The organism is Salinicola sp. V024 (genome assembly GCF_052645315.1).
In genome coordinates this window covers 26,756-45,513 of sequence record NZ_JBQXYB010000007.1, presented here as the reverse complement: position 1 = coordinate 45,513, position 18,758 = coordinate 26,756, and the positions used below count along the sequence as shown (strand labels likewise).

Here is an 18,758-nt window from a genome sequence, read left to right as displayed (position 1 = left end):
CCTCGATGCTACGTTCGCTACGCCGTGCGGCCGATCGACGCCGCCAAGGGCATGGCCGCTATGACTGGCTGTTCAGCCCCTACGCCGGCGACGAGCTGGTGGCCATCGACTGCGAGACCACCGGCCTCGACACCAGGACCGCCGAACTAGTCTCGATCGCCGCTGTACGCATCAAGGGCGAGCGGGTGATGACCAGCGGCTCGCTGGATCTGCGCCTCCAGCCGCCGGCCAGCCTCCACGGTGACTCTATCAAGATCCATGGCATGCGCGGGGTCGACCTGAATGATGGGAACGAGCTGGGCGAGGCGCTGGAGAAGTTCCTCGACTTCATCGGTAACCGGCCGCTGTTGGGCTGGTGCATTGATTATGACCTGGCGGTCATCGACCGCCAGCTGCGCCCCCTGTTCGACTTCGGTTTGCCCAATCCATGCGTCGATGTGGCAGGGCTCTATCGTCGCGAAATGCATCGGACGCGGCCGCAGCTGGAGCCAACGATGAATTTCGAGCGGGTCGCTGAGGCGCTCAATGTGCCGGTGATGGGCCGCCATACTGCCCTAGGTGACGCGACGACCACGGCCTTGATGTACGTACGCCTGAAGAAGGGCGCTCTGGCGGCGAGTTAGGCGTCTGGCAGCGGGCGCGGCATCGCAAGTCGTCGGGCGCAGTGATAGCATGAGTTCGCCTTCATTTCCCTGTGTGTCGTTCGACCCATGCAAGCATCTACCGTTACCCAGAAGTACGAGTTCAACAAGCTGCAGAAGCGCCTGCGTCGCCAGGTCGGCAATGCGATCATCGATTACGGGATGATCCATGAAGGCGACAAGGTGATGGTTTGTCTGTCCGGTGGCAAGGACTCCTATACCATGCTGGAGATTCTGATGAATCTGCAGCGCAACGCGCCGGTCGATTTCGAACTGGTGGCGGTCAATCTCGACCAGAAGCAGCCGGGTTTTCCCGAGCATGTGCTGCCCGAATACCTGGCCGCCAGGGGTGTGAATTATCACATCATGGAGCGGGACACCTATTCGGTGGTCAAGGAGAAAACGCCTGAAGGCAAGACGACCTGTGCACTGTGCTCGCGTCTGCGTCGCGGGTCGCTCTACGGTTTCGCCGAGGAGATCGGCGCGACCAAGGTGGCGCTGGGGCATCATCGCGAGGACATTCTCGAGACGCTGTTTCTCAACATGTTCTTCGGGGGCTCGCTCAAGTCGATGCCGCCCAAGCTGCTGTCGGACGACGGCAAGAACATCGTCATCCGCCCGCTGGCCTACTGCCGCGAGGCCGATATCGCCGAATTTTCCCGGCAGATGGCGTTTCCGATCATCCCCTGCAATCTGTGTGGCTCCCAGCCCAACATGCAGCGACAGGTGGTCAAGGAGATGCTGGCGGAGTGGGAGATCAAGCATCCCGGACGGCTCGAGACCATGTTCAAGGCGGTGACTAACGTCGCCCCTTCTCAGCTCGCGGATCGCAATCTGTTCGACTTCGAGGGGCTGGAAGCCAAGCAGCGCCAAAGGCAGGAGACGCGGATCGACGCGTTCGACCTGCTCGCCCGCGAAGCCTGACACGAGTAAGGCGTATCGAATACGGCGTAACGGATACAGGGCCGCGATAGGGAACAAGAAGCCTGCCGGAGGTGATCTCTGGCGGGCTTCTTGCGTTGGGGCGATCGGTTTTCAGGTCGTATCTGGACCGTCGACAGCCCTCAGCTCTCAGCCCCAGTTGCTCAGCCCTCAGCCCTCATCCCTCATCCCTCAGCCCAGTGGACCGCCGAGTATGGTCTTGCTCATGCCGCCCATGATGCGAGTGCCGTCTTCCTCGGCCAGCTCGGCGTACCATGCCTGGGTAGCGAGCGGATCGGCGCCGTGAGTCGTCTCCGCGCGCTGTCGCGCCCGGGTGATGATCTCGCCGACACGCCGGGTTCGTGCGTCATCGTAGGCTTTCAAGGCAGTATCGATGTCGCTGCCGGCGTCATCGAGGGTGCGAGCCAGTACCCAGGCATCCTCCATCGCCTGACAGCCGCCCTGACCCAGATCCGGTGCCATGCCGTGGGCGGCATCACCGAGAATCGCCGCGCGTTCGCCGACCAGCGTCTCCAGCGGCTCGATGTCATGGATCTCGACGCGGGCCATCGACGCGGGATCGATACGCTCGATCAGCTTCTGCACAGGCTCCGCCCAGCCGGCGAAATGCTTGGAGAGCTCTTCCCGGTAGCGGGAGGAATCGTTGGGCGTGTCCGCCGCCAACGGCACGTCGAAGAAGCAGTAGAACTCCGGGGCGTCGTCGTCACCGCTCATCGGCATCATCGACACGCGCTGATGATCGCCGACGTACTGGACCCATTGATCGAGCGGCGCCAGATCCGGCGTTGCGGCGACGCGTACATTCCAGTTGACGTAACCGCAGTAGCGGCGTTCGACGGGGCGCTCCAGCGCACGCTCGCGAAGGCGTGAATGGGTGCCGTCGGCAATCACGATCAGGTCGGCCCGGCGGCTCGATCCGTCGGCGAATTCGGCGAGAATGCCGCTGTCGTCGCAGCGGTAGTCGATGCAGGAAAGGCCGAGCGTGACATTATCCGGCCCCACGGCGTCCAGCAGCAGCTGCTGAAGCGTTGCCCGGGCGATGGGGCAGGCGCGCTGTCCGACCTGGTCATAGAGCGGCTGCAGACTGAAGCGCGTCAGCGGTCTGCCATCCTGAGTGAGATAGGCCATCTCGTTCATGCGCCCACTGGCTTGTTCGACGGCGTTGCCCACGCCGAGAGCCTTGAGCACCTTGACGCCGTTGGACCAGACCGAAAGGGCGGCGCCCACCGGGCGAAGTTCGGTGACCCGGTCGACGACCTCGACCCGGTGGCCCGATTGCTGCAGCGCCAGGGCGGCGGTGAGCCCGCCCATGCCGGCGCCGATGACGAGAACGTTCAAAGCCATGAGTTGTCCTGAATTGTTGTCGTTAAAGAACGTATCGGCGGTTCGATCGAGTCTGACCGAGCGAATCTGACCGATCGATCAAGTTTTGTCATCCTACGCAAAAGAGACAGCCGGTGGGAATGCCGATACGGCCACCGCCGAGGCAGAAACCGAACCAACCCGCTCCTGAAATTCGGTGAGGCGATACGATGACCAAGGCGATGATGATACCCACGCTTGAAACCCGGGACTTGGCAAAGCTGCGCAAGGCGCTGGCCACGGGGGAGGGCTCGCGCCATGAAACCGCCCTGGGCGGCTTCATGGTCGAAGGTGTGGCGCATCATGGGCGGCTGATCCTGTGTCACGGCGCGGGCGCCGGCCACGACTCCGTGTTCCTGATCCGCTGGCGTCAACGGCTGGCTGCGTGCGGTATCCAGGTCGTGGCGCTGGAATTCGGCTACATGACCACCATGCGCCGAGAGGGCAGGCGCCGTCCCCCGCCCAGAATCGAGACACTGGTCGCGGAACTTGGCGAATGGCATCGGGCCATCAGGACGCTAGATAGCGAGACGCCGCTCTGGCTCGGTGGCAAGTCGATGGGCGGAAGAGTCGCGAGCCTGCTGGCGACGCGCGTCGACATGGCCGGGCTGGTACTGTGCGGCTACCCGTTCCACCCACCCGGCAAACCTGAACGCTTGCGGCTCGATCACTGGCCGGAGATCCGCTGCCCGATAGTGCTTTTTCAGGGCACTCGCGATCCGTTCGGGCGACGTGACGAGGTCGAGGGTTACGATCTGCCGGCGCAGGTCGAGTGCCATTTCATGGAGGGCGGCGACCACGACTGGCAGGCTCCCAAACGCCAGGCGCAGACGCAGGCGACATTGATCGATGAAGCGGCCGGCCACGTGGTACGGCGGCTGGGCGCAAGTGAATGATCCGGATAGAGAAAAGCGGCACGAAAAGCTGTTGACTTTGAATCGGTCACAGGTAGAATGCAGCGCCACGTGACCACGGGTGGTTAGCTCAGCTGGGAGAGCACCAGCCTTACAAGCTGGGGGTCACAGGTTCGAACCCTGTACCACCCACCATTGCGTTTTCGCAGTGCTCGGGTTCACGTGTTGCAAGTGGTTGTTGTAAGAGACATCGTTGTAGAAGATGTCGTTGCAAGAAAGGCAGTTGGAAAATGCGGACCGGTAGTTCAGTTGGTTAGAATGCCGGCCTGTCACGCCGGAGGTCGCGAGTTCGAGTCTCGTCCGGTCCGCCATTTCCGCCGACATGAGTATGCCTTCGAGGCGTGCAGTGTCACCCGCTAGTTGCGTAGCAGGTATTGTGGGCACGAGTTTCGACTCAGCCTCTCGATACACATAGAGTGGACCGGTAGTTCAGTTGGTTAGAATGCCGGCCTGTCACGCCGGAGGTCGCGAGTTCGAGTCTCGTCCGGTCCGCCACGCTTCGCTCCATGCGGTTGTTGTACTGAAAGCTGTTTGACGTTTGGGTGGTTAGCTCAGTTGGTTAGAGCACCAGCTTCACATGCTGGGGGTCACAGGTTCGAGTCCCGTACCACCCACCATAGCGGACCGGTAGTTCAGTTGGTTAGAATGCCGGCCTGTCACGCCGGAGGTCGCGAGTTCGAGTCTCGTCCGGTCCGCCAATAACGTCTTTTGACCTCCTCTGTATTCTCTTCTCTTTCGTTGCCCCTTGGGTTCCTCGTCTCCCTGCAGGTTGACGACGCTTTCTCCTTGCCTGTCAATCCGTCCGGTTTCTCCGTTCAATCGCACTGATGCCTGTTCTGGTCGATCGTCTGTGTCAGTCGAATGGCGCTAAGGTCGGCTGCACGGTCACCTACCGCTTTGGTGGAATGGCCCTCGTCTCGCTTTCCGTTACACTGACGTTCATACGCGCGTTTGAAAGCCGCTGCCGCGGTGTGCGCCCAGGCTGTACCAAGAGCTGTGCCAAGGACTGTTCCAAGGACTGTGCCAAGACATGAGTGGAGCCGATACGTGACGCGCTTTCCCAATCTCTTTCGTCCCCTGCGAGTTGGCTCGCTGACGCTGCGCAATCGCGTGGTGATGGGCTCGATGCACACCAATCTGGAAGAAGCCCCCGACGGGTTCGCACGGCTGGCGGCGTTCTATGCGGAGCGGGCGCAACACGGCGTCGGATTGATCGTCACCGGCGGCATTGCGCCCAATCCGGAAGGGGCGGTGTTTCAGGGGGCCGCCAAGCTCACTGACGCCGCCGAGGTCGAACGGCATCGGCCAGTGGTGAAGGCGGTGCATGCCCACGGCGCGCGCATCTGCCTGCAGATCCTGCATGCCGGCCGCTACGCCTACTCTCCGGATCTGGTGGCGCCCTCGGCGATCGCCACCCCGATCAATCGGTTCACGCCGAGGGCGCTGAGTGCCGACGAGGTCGAGGGGCAGATCGAGGATTTCGTGCGCTGTGCCGGTCTGGCCCAGCGTGCCGGGTACGACGGCGTCGAGATCATGGGTTCGGAAGGTTACCTGATCAATCAGTTCCTGTGTCGGCGTACCAATCATCGCGACGATGCCTGGGGTGGCGATAGCCAGCGTCGTCAACGCTTCGCGGTAGAGATCGTGCGCCGCGTTCGTGACGTGTGCGGTCCGGACTTTCTGCTGATCTTTCGGCTGTCGATGATCGATCTGGTGGAAGAAGGCAGCACGCGGGAGGAGATCGTGGCGCTGGCACAGGCGATCGAGCATGCCGGGGCGGACGTGATCAATAGCGGCATCGGCTGGCACGAAGCGCGCGTGCCGACCATCGTTACGAGCGTGCCGCGAGCCGCTTTCGTCTCGGTCAGCCGGGCAGTGCGCGAAGCGGTCTCGATACCGCTGATCGCGACCAACCGTATCAACATGCCGGCCGTGGCCGAAGCGGTGCTGGCCGAGGGGGCTGCCGACCTGGTCTCGATGGCCCGCCCCTTCCTGGCCGATCCGGCCTGGATGGCCAAGGCCGAGCAGGGCCGAGTCGACGAGATCAATACCTGCATCGCCTGCAATCAGGCCTGCCTCGATCATACCTTCAAGGGCAAGCTGACCTCCTGTCTGGTCAATCCGCGCGCCTGTCATGAAACGGAGCTGACGCTGCCGCCGACCAAGTCTCCCAAGCGCATCGCCGTGGTGGGAGCCGGGCCGGCCGGCCTGGCCGCTGCCGTGGCCTGCGCCGAGCGGGGACACCGGGTAACGCTATTCGAACGCGATGGGGAGATCGGCGGCCAGTTCCGGTTGGCCCAGCGAATACCGGGAAAAGAGGAGTTTGCCGAAACGCTGCGCTACTTCGCCACCCAGCTTTCGCGGCACGGCGTCGAGCTGCGCCTCGGCACCGAGGCCGACAGTCAGCAACTGCAGGATTTCGACGAGGTCGTTGTCGCCACCGGCGTCCGGCCGCGCGCGCTCGATATCGAGGGAATCGAGCATTCCAGCGTGATCTCCTACCCGGTGGCGATCCAGCATCCCGAGCGCGTGGGGCGTCGAGTGGCGATCATCGGTGCCGGCGGGATCGGCTTCGACGTCGCGGAACTGCTGGCGCATGCCGAGCAGCCGACGCTGGATATCGAGCGCTGGTGCGACGAGTGGGGCGTCGATTTGAGCGTCGAGAATGCCGGCGGATTGAAGCCGCGGCTGGAGCCCACGGTGCCGCGACAGATCACGCTGCTGCAGCGCAAGACCGGCAAGCCAGGGGCTGGGCTCGGGGTGACCACCGGCTGGGTTCATCGCGCCGCGCTACGGGCTCGCAAGGTCGAGACGCTGTCGGGCTGCGTCTATCGGCGCATCGACAGCGACGGGCTGCACCTTGATGTCAATGGGGAGTCCAGGCTGCTGGCGGTCGACACAATCGTCATCTGTGCCGGGCAGGAGTCGCAGCAGGCGCTTTACGACACGCTTGCCGCGAGCGGGACGCGGGTTCATCGAATCGGCGGGGCAGAAGTGGCGGCCGAGATCGATGCCAAGCGCGCCATCGATCAGGGGGTGCGGCTGGCGGCGATGCTGTGAGCGCGGGCGCCCGATTGCGTTGAGTCAGCGTGAGTGGCGAGTGTCCCGGCGCTGCCGGGGTTCGAGGACAGGTGTTAGACTAAGGGTTCACCAGCGAGCGCGAGCCGTGTGACGGGGATCCCGTTACCCGCGGATTCGCGCTTCTTGTTATTCGGGCCGCGACGCATTGCGACCGCCACGCCTGACCCTCAGAAAACGCGATTCTGGTTACCGTCACGGGTTCTGAATCGCTTTTCTCCGTGGAGGGATCGTACAAGGACCCCCAGATGACATCCGATTGCAGCCCTCGCTATCTGGCAAGCGACAACACCTCCGGCATTTGCCCGGAAGCCCTCGATTATATGATCCGGGCGAATGGCAGCGACGACCTCGCCTATGGTAACGATGCCTGGACCCACCGTGCCGCGGACCGTTTCCGTGAGCTTTTCGATTACGACTGTGACGTTTTCTTCGTCTTCAACGGCACTGCCGCCAACTCGTTGTCGCTGGCGGCGCTGGGCCAGAGTTACCACAGCGTGATCTGTCATGAACTGGCGCATATCGAGACCGATGAGTGCGGCGGACCGGAGTTCTTCTCCAACGGTTCGAAGCTGCTCACCAGTCCTGGCGAAAACGGCAAGCTGACCCCGGAGGGAATCGAGAGGCTGGTCGTGAAGCGCAACGACATCCACTACCCCAAGCCACGGGTCGTCTCGATTACCCAGGCCACCGAAGTGGGCACGGTCTACTCTCGCGAGGAGCTACTGGCGATCCGCACCGTCGCGGACAAGTACGATCTGCGCGTTCACATGGACGGCGCGCGTTTCGCCAACGCCTGCAGTGCCCTGGATGCGACTCCGGCCGAGCTGACCTGGCAGGCAGGCGTCGACGTGCTCTGTTTTTCCGGTACCAAGAATGGTTTGCCGATGGGCGAGGCGATCCTGTTCTTCAACAAGGAGCTGGCCGAGGATTTTGCCTATCGCTGCAAGCAGGCGGGGCAGCTGGCCTCCAAGATGCGCTTCATCGCCGCGCCTTGGCTTGGGTTGCTGGAAACTGGCGCCTGGCGGCGTAACGCCGACCATGCCAACGCCATGGCCCGGTATCTCGCCGACGGGCTCGCCTCGTTACCCGGCGCCTCGCTGATGTTCCCGGCGCAAGCCAACAGCGTTTTCGTCAGCTTGCCCGAACCGGTCATCACCCAGCTGCGCGCCAGGGGCTGGACCTTCTACACCTTCATCGGTGCCGGTGGCGCGCGTTTTGTCTGCTCCTGGAACACCACGCCCGAGCTGCTCGATCAACTGCTGGCCGACGCCCGCACTGCCTTCGACGCGGCATGAGCCCGAGCGGCGTCCGTCAAACGGGCGCCGTTCCCTTCCCGAGTTCCCACCTGTTCGACTCGACAACGAAATTTCCCTGACTTTTCCTCTGCTTGCCTGCCATCGTGCAGTGTTGCGCATTTTGTCCCCGCAAATTCCCCGTGCAACGAAACCGGATCGTGGTAGCGTGTTCTAAAGCGTATGTTCCGACGCTGCGTTGAAAAGACTCGCGAAATGGGTCTACCCGACGCTTCGTGCATCTGTCTATGCTGATAGTCAGCTAGCCCGGCTGGCAGGGCGTTCGTCCTGTACGGTCGAGGGTCACGACCAGGAGGCTTCCATGAGCATCTTCGATCACGTGCAGAGCCGTTACGAGCAGGTTCAGCAGGAAGAATTGAGCCTGCAGGAATATCTAGAGCTGTGCCGAAAGGATCCTCGGGTCTACGCCAACGCTGCCGAACGAATGCTGAATGCCATCGGGGAGCCGGAAACGATCGACACGGCCAAGGATCCCAGCCTGTCGCGAATCTTCTCCAATAAGGTCATTCGACGCTATCCCGCCTTTGCCGAGTTCTACGGCATGGAAGAGGCGATCGAGCAGATCGTTTCCTACTTTCGTCACGCCGCCCAGGGGCTCGAGGAGCGCAAGCAGATTCTCTACCTGCTGGGCCCGGTCGGGGGCGGCAAGTCCTCGCTGGCCGAACGCCTGAAATTACTCATGGAGCGCGTGCCGTTCTACGCGATCAAGGATTCGCCGGTCTTCGAGTCTCCGCTCGGGCTGTTCTCGCCGGAAGAGGATGGCGAGCTGCTCGAGAAGGAGTACAACATCGCCCAGCGCCACTTGCGGGGGCCGATGTCGCCCTGGGCCGCCAAGCGGCTCAAAGAGTACGGCGGCGATCTGTCCCGATTCCGCGTGGTGCGCCTGCATCCCTCACGCCTCAACCAGATCGCGGTCTCCAAGACCGAGCCGGGCGACGAGAACAATCAGGATATCTCGTCACTGGTGGGCAAGGTCGACATCCGCCAGCTGGAGCTCTATTCCCAGGACGACCCGGATGCCTACAGTTTCTCCGGCGGTCTGTGCAAGGCCAACCAGGGATTGATGGAGTTCGTCGAGATGTTCAAGGCACCGATCAAGGTGCTGCATCCGTTGCTGACGGCCACGCAGGAGGGCAACTACAACCCCACCGAGGGTATGGGCGCGATCCCCTTCGAGGGCATCATCATGGCCCACTCCAACGAGAGCGAGTGGCAGCAGTTTCGCAACAATCGCAACAACGAGGCCTTTCTCGACCGGGTCTACATCGTCAAGGTGCCTTACTGCCTGCGCGTCTCCGAAGAGATCAAGATCTACCAGAAACTGCTGGAACATTCGTCGCTCAACGAAGCCCCCTGCGCGCCGGATACGCTGCGCATGCTGGCCCAGTTTTCGACGCTCTCCAGGCTCAAGGAGCCGGAGAACTCGAGCATCTACTCCAAGATGCGGGTCTACGACGGCGAGAATCTCAAAGACACCGATCCCAAGGCCAAATCGATTCAGGAGTACCGCGACGCGGCGGGTGTCGACGAAGGCATGAACGGGCTCTCCACGCGTTTCGCCTTCAAGATCCTCTCCAAGGTGTTCAACTTCGACGCTCACGAGATCGCTGCCAACCCGGTGCATCTGCTCTACGTGCTGGAGCAGGCGCTCGAGCGGGAGCAGCTGCCCAAGGAAGTCCACGAGCGCTATCTGCGCTTCATCAAGGAGTATCTGGCGCCGCGCTACGTCGACTTCATCGGCAAGGAGATCCAGACCGCGTATCTCGAGTCCTACACCGAGTACGGTCAGAACATCTTCGATCGCTACGTGACCTACGCCGACTTCTGGATTCAGGATCAGGAGTATCGCGACCCGGAAACCGGCGAGCTGTTCGATCGCCAGTCGCTCAACGAGGATCTCGAGAAGATCGAGAAGCCCGCCGGTATCTCCAATCCCAAGGACTTTCGCCACGAGGTGGTCAATTTCGTGCTGCGGGCTCGTGCCCACAACAACGGCATGAATCCCAGCTGGCAGTCGTACGAGAAGCTCAGAGGCGTGATCGAGCACAAGATGTTCGCCAACACCGAGGAGCTGCTGCCGGTGATCTCGTTCAACGCCAAGGCGTCGGCCTCGGACCAGCGCAAGCACGAGGATTTCGTCGACCGGATGGTGAGCCGCGGCTATACCGAAAAGCAGGTGCGTCTGCTGTCGGAGTGGTATCTGCGAGTGCGGAAGTCGCACTAGAGAACAGCGTCAAACGACGTCGTCGGAGCGGCAGTGGCGGCCCGAGCCGCGCCGTTCCCGGAGCAGAGACCATCCTCGGGTGGTCGCTGTCGCAGCAGTCTGCGGTCAGCCTGCAGGAGGTGCCATGAGCTACTTCATCGATCGACGCCCCAATGCGCGCAACAAGAGCGCGGTCAATCGTCAGCGATTTCTGCAACGCTATCGCTCGCACATCAAGCGCGCCGTGGAGGAGTCGGTGAATCGACGTTCGATCACCGACATGGAGCGTGGCGAACGAGTCTCGATTCCCACCAAGGATATCTCCGAGCCCTCGTTTCAACATGGCCCAGGCGGGCGGCGCACGGTCGTGAACCCCGGCAACAAGGAGTTCGCCGAGGGTGATCGGCTACGCCGGCCCGGCGGTGGAGGTGGCGGGGGAGGCAGCGGCGACGGCCAGGCATCGGGTCAGGGCGAAGGCATGGATGAATTCGTGTTCTCGCTGTCGCGGGAGGAGTTTCTCGATTTCGTCTTCGACGGGCTGGAATTACCGCACCTCGAGCGCAAGCAGCTGCGGGTACTGGAGGAGACCCGACCCGTGCGCGCGGGCATCTCCAAGGAGGGCGTGCCGGCGCGGATCAATATCGTGCGTTCGATGCGCGAGGCACAGGCCAGGCGGATCGGCATGCGCGGGCCGTTGAAGCGCGCTCTTCGCGAAGCGCAGGAGGCACTGGTCGCCGAAGAGCGCAAGGATCCGGTACTGCGCAACCCGGCGCGAATCGACGAGCTGAAGTCCGAGATCGCGCGGCTCGAGAAACGGATCGGGTCGATCCCGTTTCTGGATACCTACGACCTGCGTTACAACCATCTCACCCACCAGCCGATGCCGTCGAACCAGGCCGTGATGTTCTGCATCATGGATGTCTCCGGTTCCATGACCCAGGCCCACAAGGATATCGGCAAGCGCTTCTTCCTGTTGCTCTACCTGTTTCTCGAGCGCAATTACGAGAAGGTCGAACTGGTGTTCGTGCGCCACCATACCGTGGCCAAGGAGGTCGACGAGGAGGAGTTCTTCTACTCGCGGGAGACCGGCGGCACCATCGTCTCGAGTGCACTGACGCTGGTCGACGAGATCATCGAGGCGCGCTATGCGCCGGAGCAGTGGAATCTGTACGTGGCCCAGGCCAGCGATGGCGACAACTGGGACGACGACTCATCGACCTGTCTCGAACGGCTCGACGAATCGCTGATGCGAAAATTGCAGTACTTCACCTACGTGGAGATCACTCCCCACGCCCATCAGGCGCTTTGGGAAGCCTACGACACGGTCAGAGCGGCCTATCCCGAGCGCTTCGCCATGCAGCAGATCGTCCAGGCGGAAGATATCTACCCGGTCTTTCGTGAGCTTTTCCGACAGCGCGCCCAGAGCTGATATCAGTCTTGGGGTCAGACGGAACGCAGCGAGGAGGAACGCAGCGATGACGCAACGCAAGCCCATAGCTACCGGTTCGGACTGGAATTTCGAGACGCTCGAAGCCTATGAGCGTGCCATCGCCAGACTGGCCGAAGAGTATCGGTTGGAGACCTATCCCAATCAGATCGAGGTCATCACCTCCGAGCAGATGATGGACGCCTACGCCAGCGTGGGCATGCCGATCGGCTATCACCACTGGTCGTTCGGCAAGCAGTTCCTGTCGGTGGAACAGGCTTACCGGCGCGGCCAGATGGGGCTGGCCTATGAGCTGGTGATCAACTCCGATCCCTGTATCGCCTATCTGATGGAGGAGAACTCGCTGATGATGCAGGTGCTGGTCATCGCCCACGCCTGCTACGGTCACAACTCCTTCTTCAAGGGCAACTACCTGTTTCGCGCCTGGACCGACGCGTCGGCGATCGTCGATTACCTGGTGTTCGCGCGCAAGTACATCGCCCAGTGCGAGGAGCGTCACGGTGTCGAGGCGGTCGAGCAGCTTCTCGATGCCTGCCATGCGCTGCAGAACTACGGCGTCGATCGCTACAAGCGGCCCTCGTCGATCTCCGCCGAGGAGGAGGCGCGCCGCCAGGAGGACCGCGAGGCGTACCTGCAGACTCAGGTCAATCGACTCTGGAGCACGATCCCGCTGGCGGTGAGCGAGCTCGCCCGGGAGCCACTGCACGACCACGAAAACGACCCCCTGGGCCTGCATCGTCATGGCCGCTACCCCAGCGAACCGCAGGAGAACCTGCTCTATTTTCTCGAGAAGAACGCGCCGCTGCTGGAGCCCTGGCAGCGCGAGATCGTGCGCATCGTGCGCAAGCTGGCGCAGTATTTCTATCCCCAGCGTCAGACCCAGGTGATGAACGAAGGCTGGGCGACGTTCTGGCACTACACCCTGATGAATCGGCTGTACGACGATGGCCAGATCGACGAGGGCATCATGCTCGAGTTCCTGCAATCGCACACGTCGGTCGTCAGCCAGCCGGGCTTCGACAACCCCTACTTCAACGGGATCAATCCCTATGCGCTGGGCTTCGCGATGTTCAGTGACATCAAGCGTATCTGTCAGGCGCCGACCAGCGAGGATCGCGAATGGTTTCCGGATATCGCCGGCAGCGACTGGCTGGAGACGCTGCATTTCGCGATGCAGAACTTCAAGGACGAGTCGTTCATCCAGCAGTTTCTCTCTCCCACCGTGATCCGCAATCTGAAGCTGTTCAGTCTGGTCGACGACGACCGTGACGATAGCCTCCAGATCGAGGCGATTCACGACGACCGCGGCTATCGACGCATCCGCGAAGCGCTGAGCGTGCAGTACGCGCTGTCGGCGCGGGAGCCCAATATCCAGGTCTGGGAAGCCGATATCCGTGGAGACCGCTCGCTGACGCTACGTCACGTGCAGGATCGGCGCCGTCCCCTGGGGCAGAGTCTGTTCCCGGTGATGCGCTATCTGCATCAGCTGTGGGGATTTCCTATCAAGCTCGAATCGATGGAAGGAGGCGACGTCGTGCGCCGCTATCAATGGCCGATCCCGGAACCGGCGCGAGAGTCGGCATGAGACCGAGATCGCTCCGGCGCAACGGAATCGGGCCGGCTGGCATGGGCCTCAGGAGTCTTCGCTCGTCCAGCTGCTGCACCAGCCCTGGCTGGCGACTCGATGATCGGGAAACAGGCCGCAAACCTGCGTCTCGGCGGTGAAGAACTCGCAGTTATCACAGCGCTGTCCCGCTCGGTAGGCGTCATGGTCGCTCGCTTCTTCGGCATTCTGGACATAGTCGAGCGCGCGGGCCGGGTAGGATTCGGGGTCGAGCATCGATTTCTGCTGGGCCAGTGCCGGGACGGCCTGCCACCCCAGCAGCGCCAACCCGGATGCGCAGACGCCGCGTTGCAGAAACCGGCGACGCTTGATATCCGTCACGCCGTTCTCGGCATTGGCGTGACTCTCCTGTCTCATTTTCATTGCCCTCTCCTGGATCGACATTCTGCGCCTCGCCGTGGTGACGCTCGTGATGTCCCGTCGCTGAAATGATCTCTCCCCGGAAATTATGCGACGCGGTGTGGAGCGTCCACAACCGATTGGCGGGCCCCGCCGAGTGGACTTGTCGGGTTGCAAGCCAGCGCTGATCAGATCGATTGCTGGCTATTGGTGCGACGAGGCGATGGGTCACGGAGCTGATATACTCGCGCCATCAACTTCACTACTGGGCCGCGGATCGCGAGATTTGGCGCGCTGGGCAGGCCGATAGCCGGATCGGTGGCTGGCTCGCTGGGCTGGATCGATAGGAGAGGGAAATGCAGAACGCCGTTATTCTGATCAATGTGGAAAAAGGCCGAATTCGTGGCGTGGCCGAGCGTCTGGCGGATCTCGAGGGAATCAGTGAGGTTTATTCGACCTGCGGTCGCTACGATCTGATCGCCATCGCTCGCACCCGAGATTTCGAATCGCTGGCCGCGCTGGTGACCGAGCGGCTGATGGAGGTCGAAGGCATCCGCGATACCGAAACGCTCAATGCCATGCAGGTGCATTCGCGCCACGATCTCGACGCCATGTTCTCCGTCGGTCTCTAGGTCGGGATGGCGCGTCGTCAACGACGGGGGCTGCTGGGTCAGTTGGCTCGTTCGTCTCGGATCGGATTGATCTTCGTCGTGGTCATCAGCGGGCTGTGGTATTGGCACGAAGGCGGCGTCCGCGACCGGCTGAGCTGGATGGGTGTTCCCGACTGGCAATGGAACGACTGGCGGGGCTGGAATCGGGTGCTGCGAAACGACGGCTTTCTGGTCGGCTGGTCGGACGTGCGGGCCGAGCCGCTGTGGGTGGGCTACACGCTGAATCGGGTCGACAATCCGCATAGTCTGCCGCGCCCCGATCATTTCCAATCCGACTGGCGCAGCCTGTGGCCGATCTCCGGCGACGACTATGCCCGCAGCGGTTACGATCGCGGTCATCTGGCGCCGAACTATGCCATGGCGGTCGTTCATGGGCGCGAAGGCCAGCTGGACAGTTTCCTGATGACCAATATCACGCCGCAGCGACCCAAGCTCAATCGACAGCTATGGCAGCGCCTGGAAGAGGCGGTCATCGACGATTTCGTGCCGCGTTTTGGCAGCGTTCGGGTCGTGACCGGGCCGGTCTTCGATGACCAGCTGCTGCACCGTGTCGGGTTCTCGCAGGTGCCCGTGGGCTTCTACAAGATATTGGTCGTGCCGGGCAAGACGCCGAAAGCGCTGGCATTTCTGATGCCGCAGGACGTCACGGGCGACGAACCGCTGGCGCGGTTCGTGATCACCATCGACGAAATCGAGGCTCGAACCGGGCTGGACTTCTTTCCGCAACTGGCTGATCCGATCGAGCGTCAGTTGGAAGGAAAGGTGGAAAAGAGCGGTTGGGGGCTGGAAGCGGTCTCGACTCGGCCCGGACGCTATCAGTAGCCGTGGAATGGAGTCGGCGCTGAAGGTTGCCGATGTCGGCCGCTTGGCAAACCGGTCGTCTACTCGCGAATTCATCGAGCCAGCGACGATCTGGATGCAAAGAACGATCTGGATGCAAAGAACGATCTGGATGTAAACAAGGGTCGGAAACGACGAAAAATCAAGATGGGAAAGCGTTACGTCAAAGCCGTCGTTCGCAGGGGGGAGTGCTGCCGACTATTACATGACACGTGGTGCCCAGGAGAGGACTTGAACCTCCACATCCGTAAGGATACTAGCACCTGAAGCTAGCGCGTCTACCAATTCCGCCACCTGGGCGTGTCATGTATCGGTGTTGCCAGGAGTCTGAAGAACTCCCTTGGAATGGTGCCCGGAAGAGGACTTGAACCTCCACGTCCATAAGGACACTAGCACCTGAAGCTAGCGCGTCTACCAATTCCGCCATCCGGGCTTATCCGGCCTTGTGCGTTCGAAACATCCATCGCCGGAAGCGATGGTGCCCAGAAGAGGACTTGAACCTCCACGTCCATAAGGACACTAGCACCTGAAGCTAGCGCGTCTACCAATTCCGCCATCTGGGCCAAGGCGCGATGCATGATACCGGCTTTGCGTCCGAATGCAAGCGTCCGATTGTCGGCGATTTATCCTCCCGAACCTTGTCGCTGCGGCGTTCCACCGTGGCTCTTCGTCAACGCTATTGTCCCGTTTGCGCAGTGCATGGTTGGGTCGGGCAGGCGTGACCGCTATACTTGGTGCATGAATCCCAAAAAATTGAACGGCTCAAGCCGCCTGCCGCGTGAATTCTCTCCACAGCCCAAGCCCAGTAGGCTCAACGCAAGGACGATGGTTGCATGACTCATTGGACATTGGATGACGACCCGCACGCGGCTCGTGAAGCAGACAAATATGACAGTCCCGTACCCAGCCGTGAGTACTTGCTCGCGCGCCTTGAAGAGTACGGCAAGCCGATTACCCACGAAAACATGAGTGCCATGCTGGGGCTCGAAGATGACAACCAGCTGGAGGCGGTGCGTCGCCGGCTCGCGGCGATGGAGCGCGACGGTCAGATCCTCAAGGATCGCAAGGGCGCCTACGCACTGATCGACAAGCTCGATCTGATCAAGGGGCGCGTTCAGGGTCACCGGGACGGCATGGGTTTCCTGATTCGCCATGACGGTGTCAAACCCGATCTGGTGCTGCCTCCGCGTCAGATGCGACGCGTGTTCAACGGCGACGTGGTACTGGCGCGTATCAGCGGCCGGGACCGGCGTAACCGTGCCGAGGGCACCATCGCTGAAGTGCTGGCGCGCAATACCCAGACGCTGGTCGGCGTGTTCCGTCAGAATACCTCCGAGTTCGCGGTCCTGATTCCCGAAAATTCGCGGATCAGTCAGGAGGTCATCATCCCTCACAGTGTCAGCGGTGGGGCGAAAGACGGTCAGATCGTTTCGGTCCGGATCACTCAGCAGCCGGAGACCCGCAAGCAGCCGGTCGGCGAGGTGGTCGAGATCCTCGGCGAGCGAATGGACCCGGGGCTCGAGATCGACATCGCGATCCGCTCGCACGATATTCCTGCGGACTTTCCGCCGGAAGTCGACGATCAGATCGCCGGCATGTCCGCGGAGGTGAAGGACGAGGACAAGGCCGCACGGATCGATCTGCGCGAGATGCCGCTGGTGACCATCGATGGCGAAGATGCCAAGGATTTCGACGACGCCGTCTGCGCCTGGAAGACCAAGTCCGGCAGCTGGAAACTGGTCGTCGCGATCGCCGACGTCTCCCATTATGTCCGCGGCGGCAGCGCGCTGGACAACGAGGGCTACGTTCGCGGCAACTCGGTCTACTTCCCCGGTCAGGTGGTGCCGATGCTGCCGGAGCTGCTCTCCAACGGGCTCTGTTCGCTCAACCCGCACGTCGATCGCCTGACCATGGTCTGTGAGATGAACATCTCGCAGAACGGCACCATCAGTCGCTACAAGTTCTACGAAGCGGTGATCCAGTCGCATGCACGGCTGACCTACAACCAGGTCGGCGCCATGTTGCAGGAGCCGGACAGCGAGGAAGGGTCGGCGCTGCGCGAACAGTATCGCGAGCTGGTCCCGTCGCTCGAAAACCTGCATGCGCTCTACAAGGTGTTGCGACAGGCGCGTGACGTGCGTGGCGCCATCGACTTCGAGACCACCGAGACGCAGATCGTCTTCAACGACGAGCGCAAGATCGAGAAGATCGTCCCGCGTAGCCGCAACGACGCCCACAAGCTGGTCGAGGAGTGCATGCTGGCGGCCAACGTGGCCACGGCGCGCTTCCTCGACAAGCATGACCTGCCGGCGCTCTACCGGGTGCACCAGGCGCCAGCATCGGAGCGGCTCGAGAACCTGCGAGTGTTCCTCGGCGAGCTGGGATTGACGCTGGGTGGTGGCGACGAGCCGACGCCCAAGGATTATCAGGCGCTGCGCGAGGCGATCCAGGGGCGCCCGGACTTCGATATCATTCAGACCGTGATGCTGCGTTCGATGAGTCAGGCCGTCTATTCGCCCCAGAACGATGGCCACTTCGGGCTGGCCTATCAGGCCTATGCGCACTTCACCTCGCCGATCCGTCGCTATCCCGATCTGCTGGTGCACCGTGCGATTCGCTCCGTCATTCGCGGCCCGCGTCAGACCCAGACGGTCCTGCGGGCCGAGGGCGCACCGGTGGAGAAGCCTTCTACCTGGTGCCCGTACACCTTCGAGCAGATGATCGAGCTGGGTGAGCACTGTTCGATGACCGAGCGCCGCGCCGACGACGCGACGCGTGACGTCACCGACTGGCTGAAGTGCGAATTCCTTTCCGACAAGGTCGGCGAAGTCTACGAAGGCACCATCGCCGCCGTGACGCAGTTCGGTATTTTCGTGCGTCTCGACGACGTCTATGTCGAAGGTCTGGTCCACGTGACCTCGCTGCCGTCCGATTATTATCACTACGAAGCCGAGAAGCATCGTCTGAAAGGCGAGCGCAGCGGTGTGGCCTATCGCCTGGGTGACGGCGTCACCGTCCGCATCGCGCGCGTCGATATGGACGATCGCAAGATCGATTTCGACCTCGCTGATGCGGCGCCGCGTCATCGCCGCACGCCGCGCGCCCAGAAGACGGGTGGGGGCGGCGGAAACGCGAAGCCTTCAGCGAGCAAGAATCGCCCCGGCAAGCGCGAGCGTCAGGGTGGCAAGTCCGGCAGCGACGCCGTGGGTAATGACTCGACGAATGACGAGTCAACGAGTAACGGGGCGGCGAATAACGATTCGACGAACAGCGACTCGAGCGGCAACAAGGAGGGTGGCGCTCCCAAGCGGCGCTCCCGCGGGCCGCGCCAGCGCCGGGGCAAGCGATGAGTGCCGTGATCTGTCGTTCCGCGGCATGGAG

13 protein-coding genes and 8 tRNA genes are annotated in these 18,758 nt (G+C 62.2%); 16 read left to right on the top strand and 5 right to left on the bottom strand.

Annotation, left to right across the window (positions count from 1 at the left end):
* Window positions 1-5: 5 nt before the first annotated feature.
* Together ACUN9V_RS11860 and ttcA are read left to right on the top strand one after the other, a co-directional pair.
* The gene (locus tag ACUN9V_RS11860; RefSeq protein ID WP_075560846.1) at window positions 6-623 is read left to right on the top strand and encodes a 3'-5' exonuclease; all 618 of its coding nucleotides are present in this window, start codon (window positions 6-8) and stop codon (window positions 621-623) included.
* 87 nt (window positions 624-710) lie between these two features.
* The gene (gene ttcA / locus ACUN9V_RS11855; RefSeq protein ID WP_445511528.1) at window positions 711-1,565 is read left to right on the top strand and encodes a tRNA 2-thiocytidine(32) synthetase TtcA; all 855 of its coding nucleotides are present in this window, start codon (window positions 711-713) and stop codon (window positions 1,563-1,565) included.
* 189 nt (window positions 1,566-1,754) lie between these two features.
* Here ttcA and hpxO read toward each other — a convergent pair whose 3' ends face one another.
* Window positions 1,755-2,927 carry an FAD-dependent urate hydroxylase HpxO gene (hpxO, locus tag ACUN9V_RS11850; RefSeq protein WP_445511527.1) on the bottom strand — a complete coding sequence of 391 codons (1,173 nt, stop codon included), beginning with the start codon at window positions 2,925-2,927 and terminating at the stop codon, window positions 1,755-1,757.
* 188 nt (window positions 2,928-3,115) lie between these two features.
* On the opposite strand from hpxO, the gene ACUN9V_RS11845 reads away from it, so the two are divergent.
* From ACUN9V_RS11845 to ACUN9V_RS11795, 11 genes are all read left to right on the top strand, one after another.
* Entirely contained in the window at window positions 3,116-3,841 is a 726-nt protein-coding gene (locus ACUN9V_RS11845; protein ID WP_445511526.1) for an alpha/beta family hydrolase, read from the top strand.
* Window positions 3,842-3,918: 77 nt separating this feature from the next.
* Window positions 3,919-3,994, top strand: a tRNA-Val gene (locus ACUN9V_RS11840).
* 99 nt (window positions 3,995-4,093) lie between these two features.
* Window positions 4,094-4,170 (top strand) — tRNA-Asp (locus tag ACUN9V_RS11835).
* Window positions 4,171-4,277: 107 nt separating this feature from the next.
* Window positions 4,278-4,354: transfer RNA gene (locus tag ACUN9V_RS11830), tRNA-Asp, on the top strand.
* A gap of 45 nt (window positions 4,355-4,399) precedes the next feature.
* Window positions 4,400-4,476: transfer RNA gene (locus tag ACUN9V_RS11825), tRNA-Val, on the top strand.
* Between the two features lie 4 nt (window positions 4,477-4,480).
* Window positions 4,481-4,557 (top strand) — tRNA-Asp (locus ACUN9V_RS11820).
* A 349-nt stretch (window positions 4,558-4,906) separates the two neighbouring features.
* Entirely contained in the window at window positions 4,907-6,919 is a 2,013-nt protein-coding gene (locus ACUN9V_RS11815) for an FAD-dependent oxidoreductase (RefSeq protein ID WP_445511525.1), read from the top strand.
* 266 nt (window positions 6,920-7,185) lie between these two features.
* Complete coding sequence (locus ACUN9V_RS11810; RefSeq protein ID WP_075562159.1) at window positions 7,186-8,235, top strand: threonine aldolase family protein; 1,050 nt, start codon at window positions 7,186-7,188, stop codon at window positions 8,233-8,235.
* Between the two features lie 319 nt (window positions 8,236-8,554).
* Complete coding sequence (locus ACUN9V_RS11805) at window positions 8,555-10,477, top strand: PrkA family serine protein kinase (protein ID WP_075562158.1); 1,923 nt, start codon at window positions 8,555-8,557, stop codon at window positions 10,475-10,477.
* Window positions 10,478-10,601: 124 nt separating this feature from the next.
* Window positions 10,602-11,885 carry a YeaH/YhbH family protein gene (locus tag ACUN9V_RS11800; RefSeq protein ID WP_075562157.1) on the top strand — a complete coding sequence of 428 codons (1,284 nt, stop codon included), beginning with the start codon at window positions 10,602-10,604 and terminating at the stop codon, window positions 11,883-11,885.
* Between the two features lie 46 nt (window positions 11,886-11,931).
* Window positions 11,932-13,488, top strand: a complete 1,557-nt coding sequence (locus ACUN9V_RS11795) for a SpoVR family protein (protein WP_445511524.1) — start codon at window positions 11,932-11,934, stop codon at window positions 13,486-13,488.
* Between the two features lie 48 nt (window positions 13,489-13,536).
* Here the strand turns inward: ACUN9V_RS11795 and ACUN9V_RS11790 are convergent, their stop codons facing one another.
* Window positions 13,537-13,890 (bottom strand): high-potential iron-sulfur protein, encoded by a 354-nt coding sequence (locus ACUN9V_RS11790; protein ID WP_445511523.1) that lies wholly within the window; start codon window positions 13,888-13,890, stop codon window positions 13,537-13,539.
* Window positions 13,891-14,222: 332 nt separating this feature from the next.
* Between ACUN9V_RS11790 and ACUN9V_RS11785 the strand changes: the two genes are divergently transcribed.
* Window positions 14,223-14,498 (top strand): Lrp/AsnC family transcriptional regulator, encoded by a 276-nt coding sequence (locus ACUN9V_RS11785; RefSeq protein ID WP_075562155.1) that lies wholly within the window; start codon window positions 14,223-14,225, stop codon window positions 14,496-14,498.
* Between the two features lie 6 nt (window positions 14,499-14,504).
* On the top strand, window positions 14,505-15,359 hold the full coding sequence (locus tag ACUN9V_RS11780) for a DNA/RNA non-specific endonuclease (RefSeq protein ID WP_445511522.1): 855 nt from the start codon (window positions 14,505-14,507) through the stop codon (window positions 15,357-15,359).
* Between the two features lie 231 nt (window positions 15,360-15,590).
* Here the strand turns inward: ACUN9V_RS11780 and ACUN9V_RS11775 are convergent.
* The 3 genes from ACUN9V_RS11775 to ACUN9V_RS11765 form a co-directional block, all read right to left on the bottom strand.
* Window positions 15,591-15,677, bottom strand: a tRNA-Leu gene (locus ACUN9V_RS11775).
* Between the two features lie 46 nt (window positions 15,678-15,723).
* Window positions 15,724-15,810 (bottom strand) — tRNA-Leu (locus ACUN9V_RS11770).
* Window positions 15,811-15,853: 43 nt separating this feature from the next.
* Window positions 15,854-15,940, bottom strand: a tRNA-Leu gene (locus ACUN9V_RS11765).
* A gap of 270 nt (window positions 15,941-16,210) precedes the next feature.
* On the opposite strand from ACUN9V_RS11765, the gene rnr reads away from it, so the two are divergent.
* Window positions 16,211-18,727, top strand: coding sequence for a ribonuclease R (rnr, locus tag ACUN9V_RS11760; protein WP_075563627.1), 2,517 nt, complete (start codon window positions 16,211-16,213; stop codon window positions 18,725-18,727).
* Window positions 18,728-18,758: the final 31 nt, after the last annotated feature.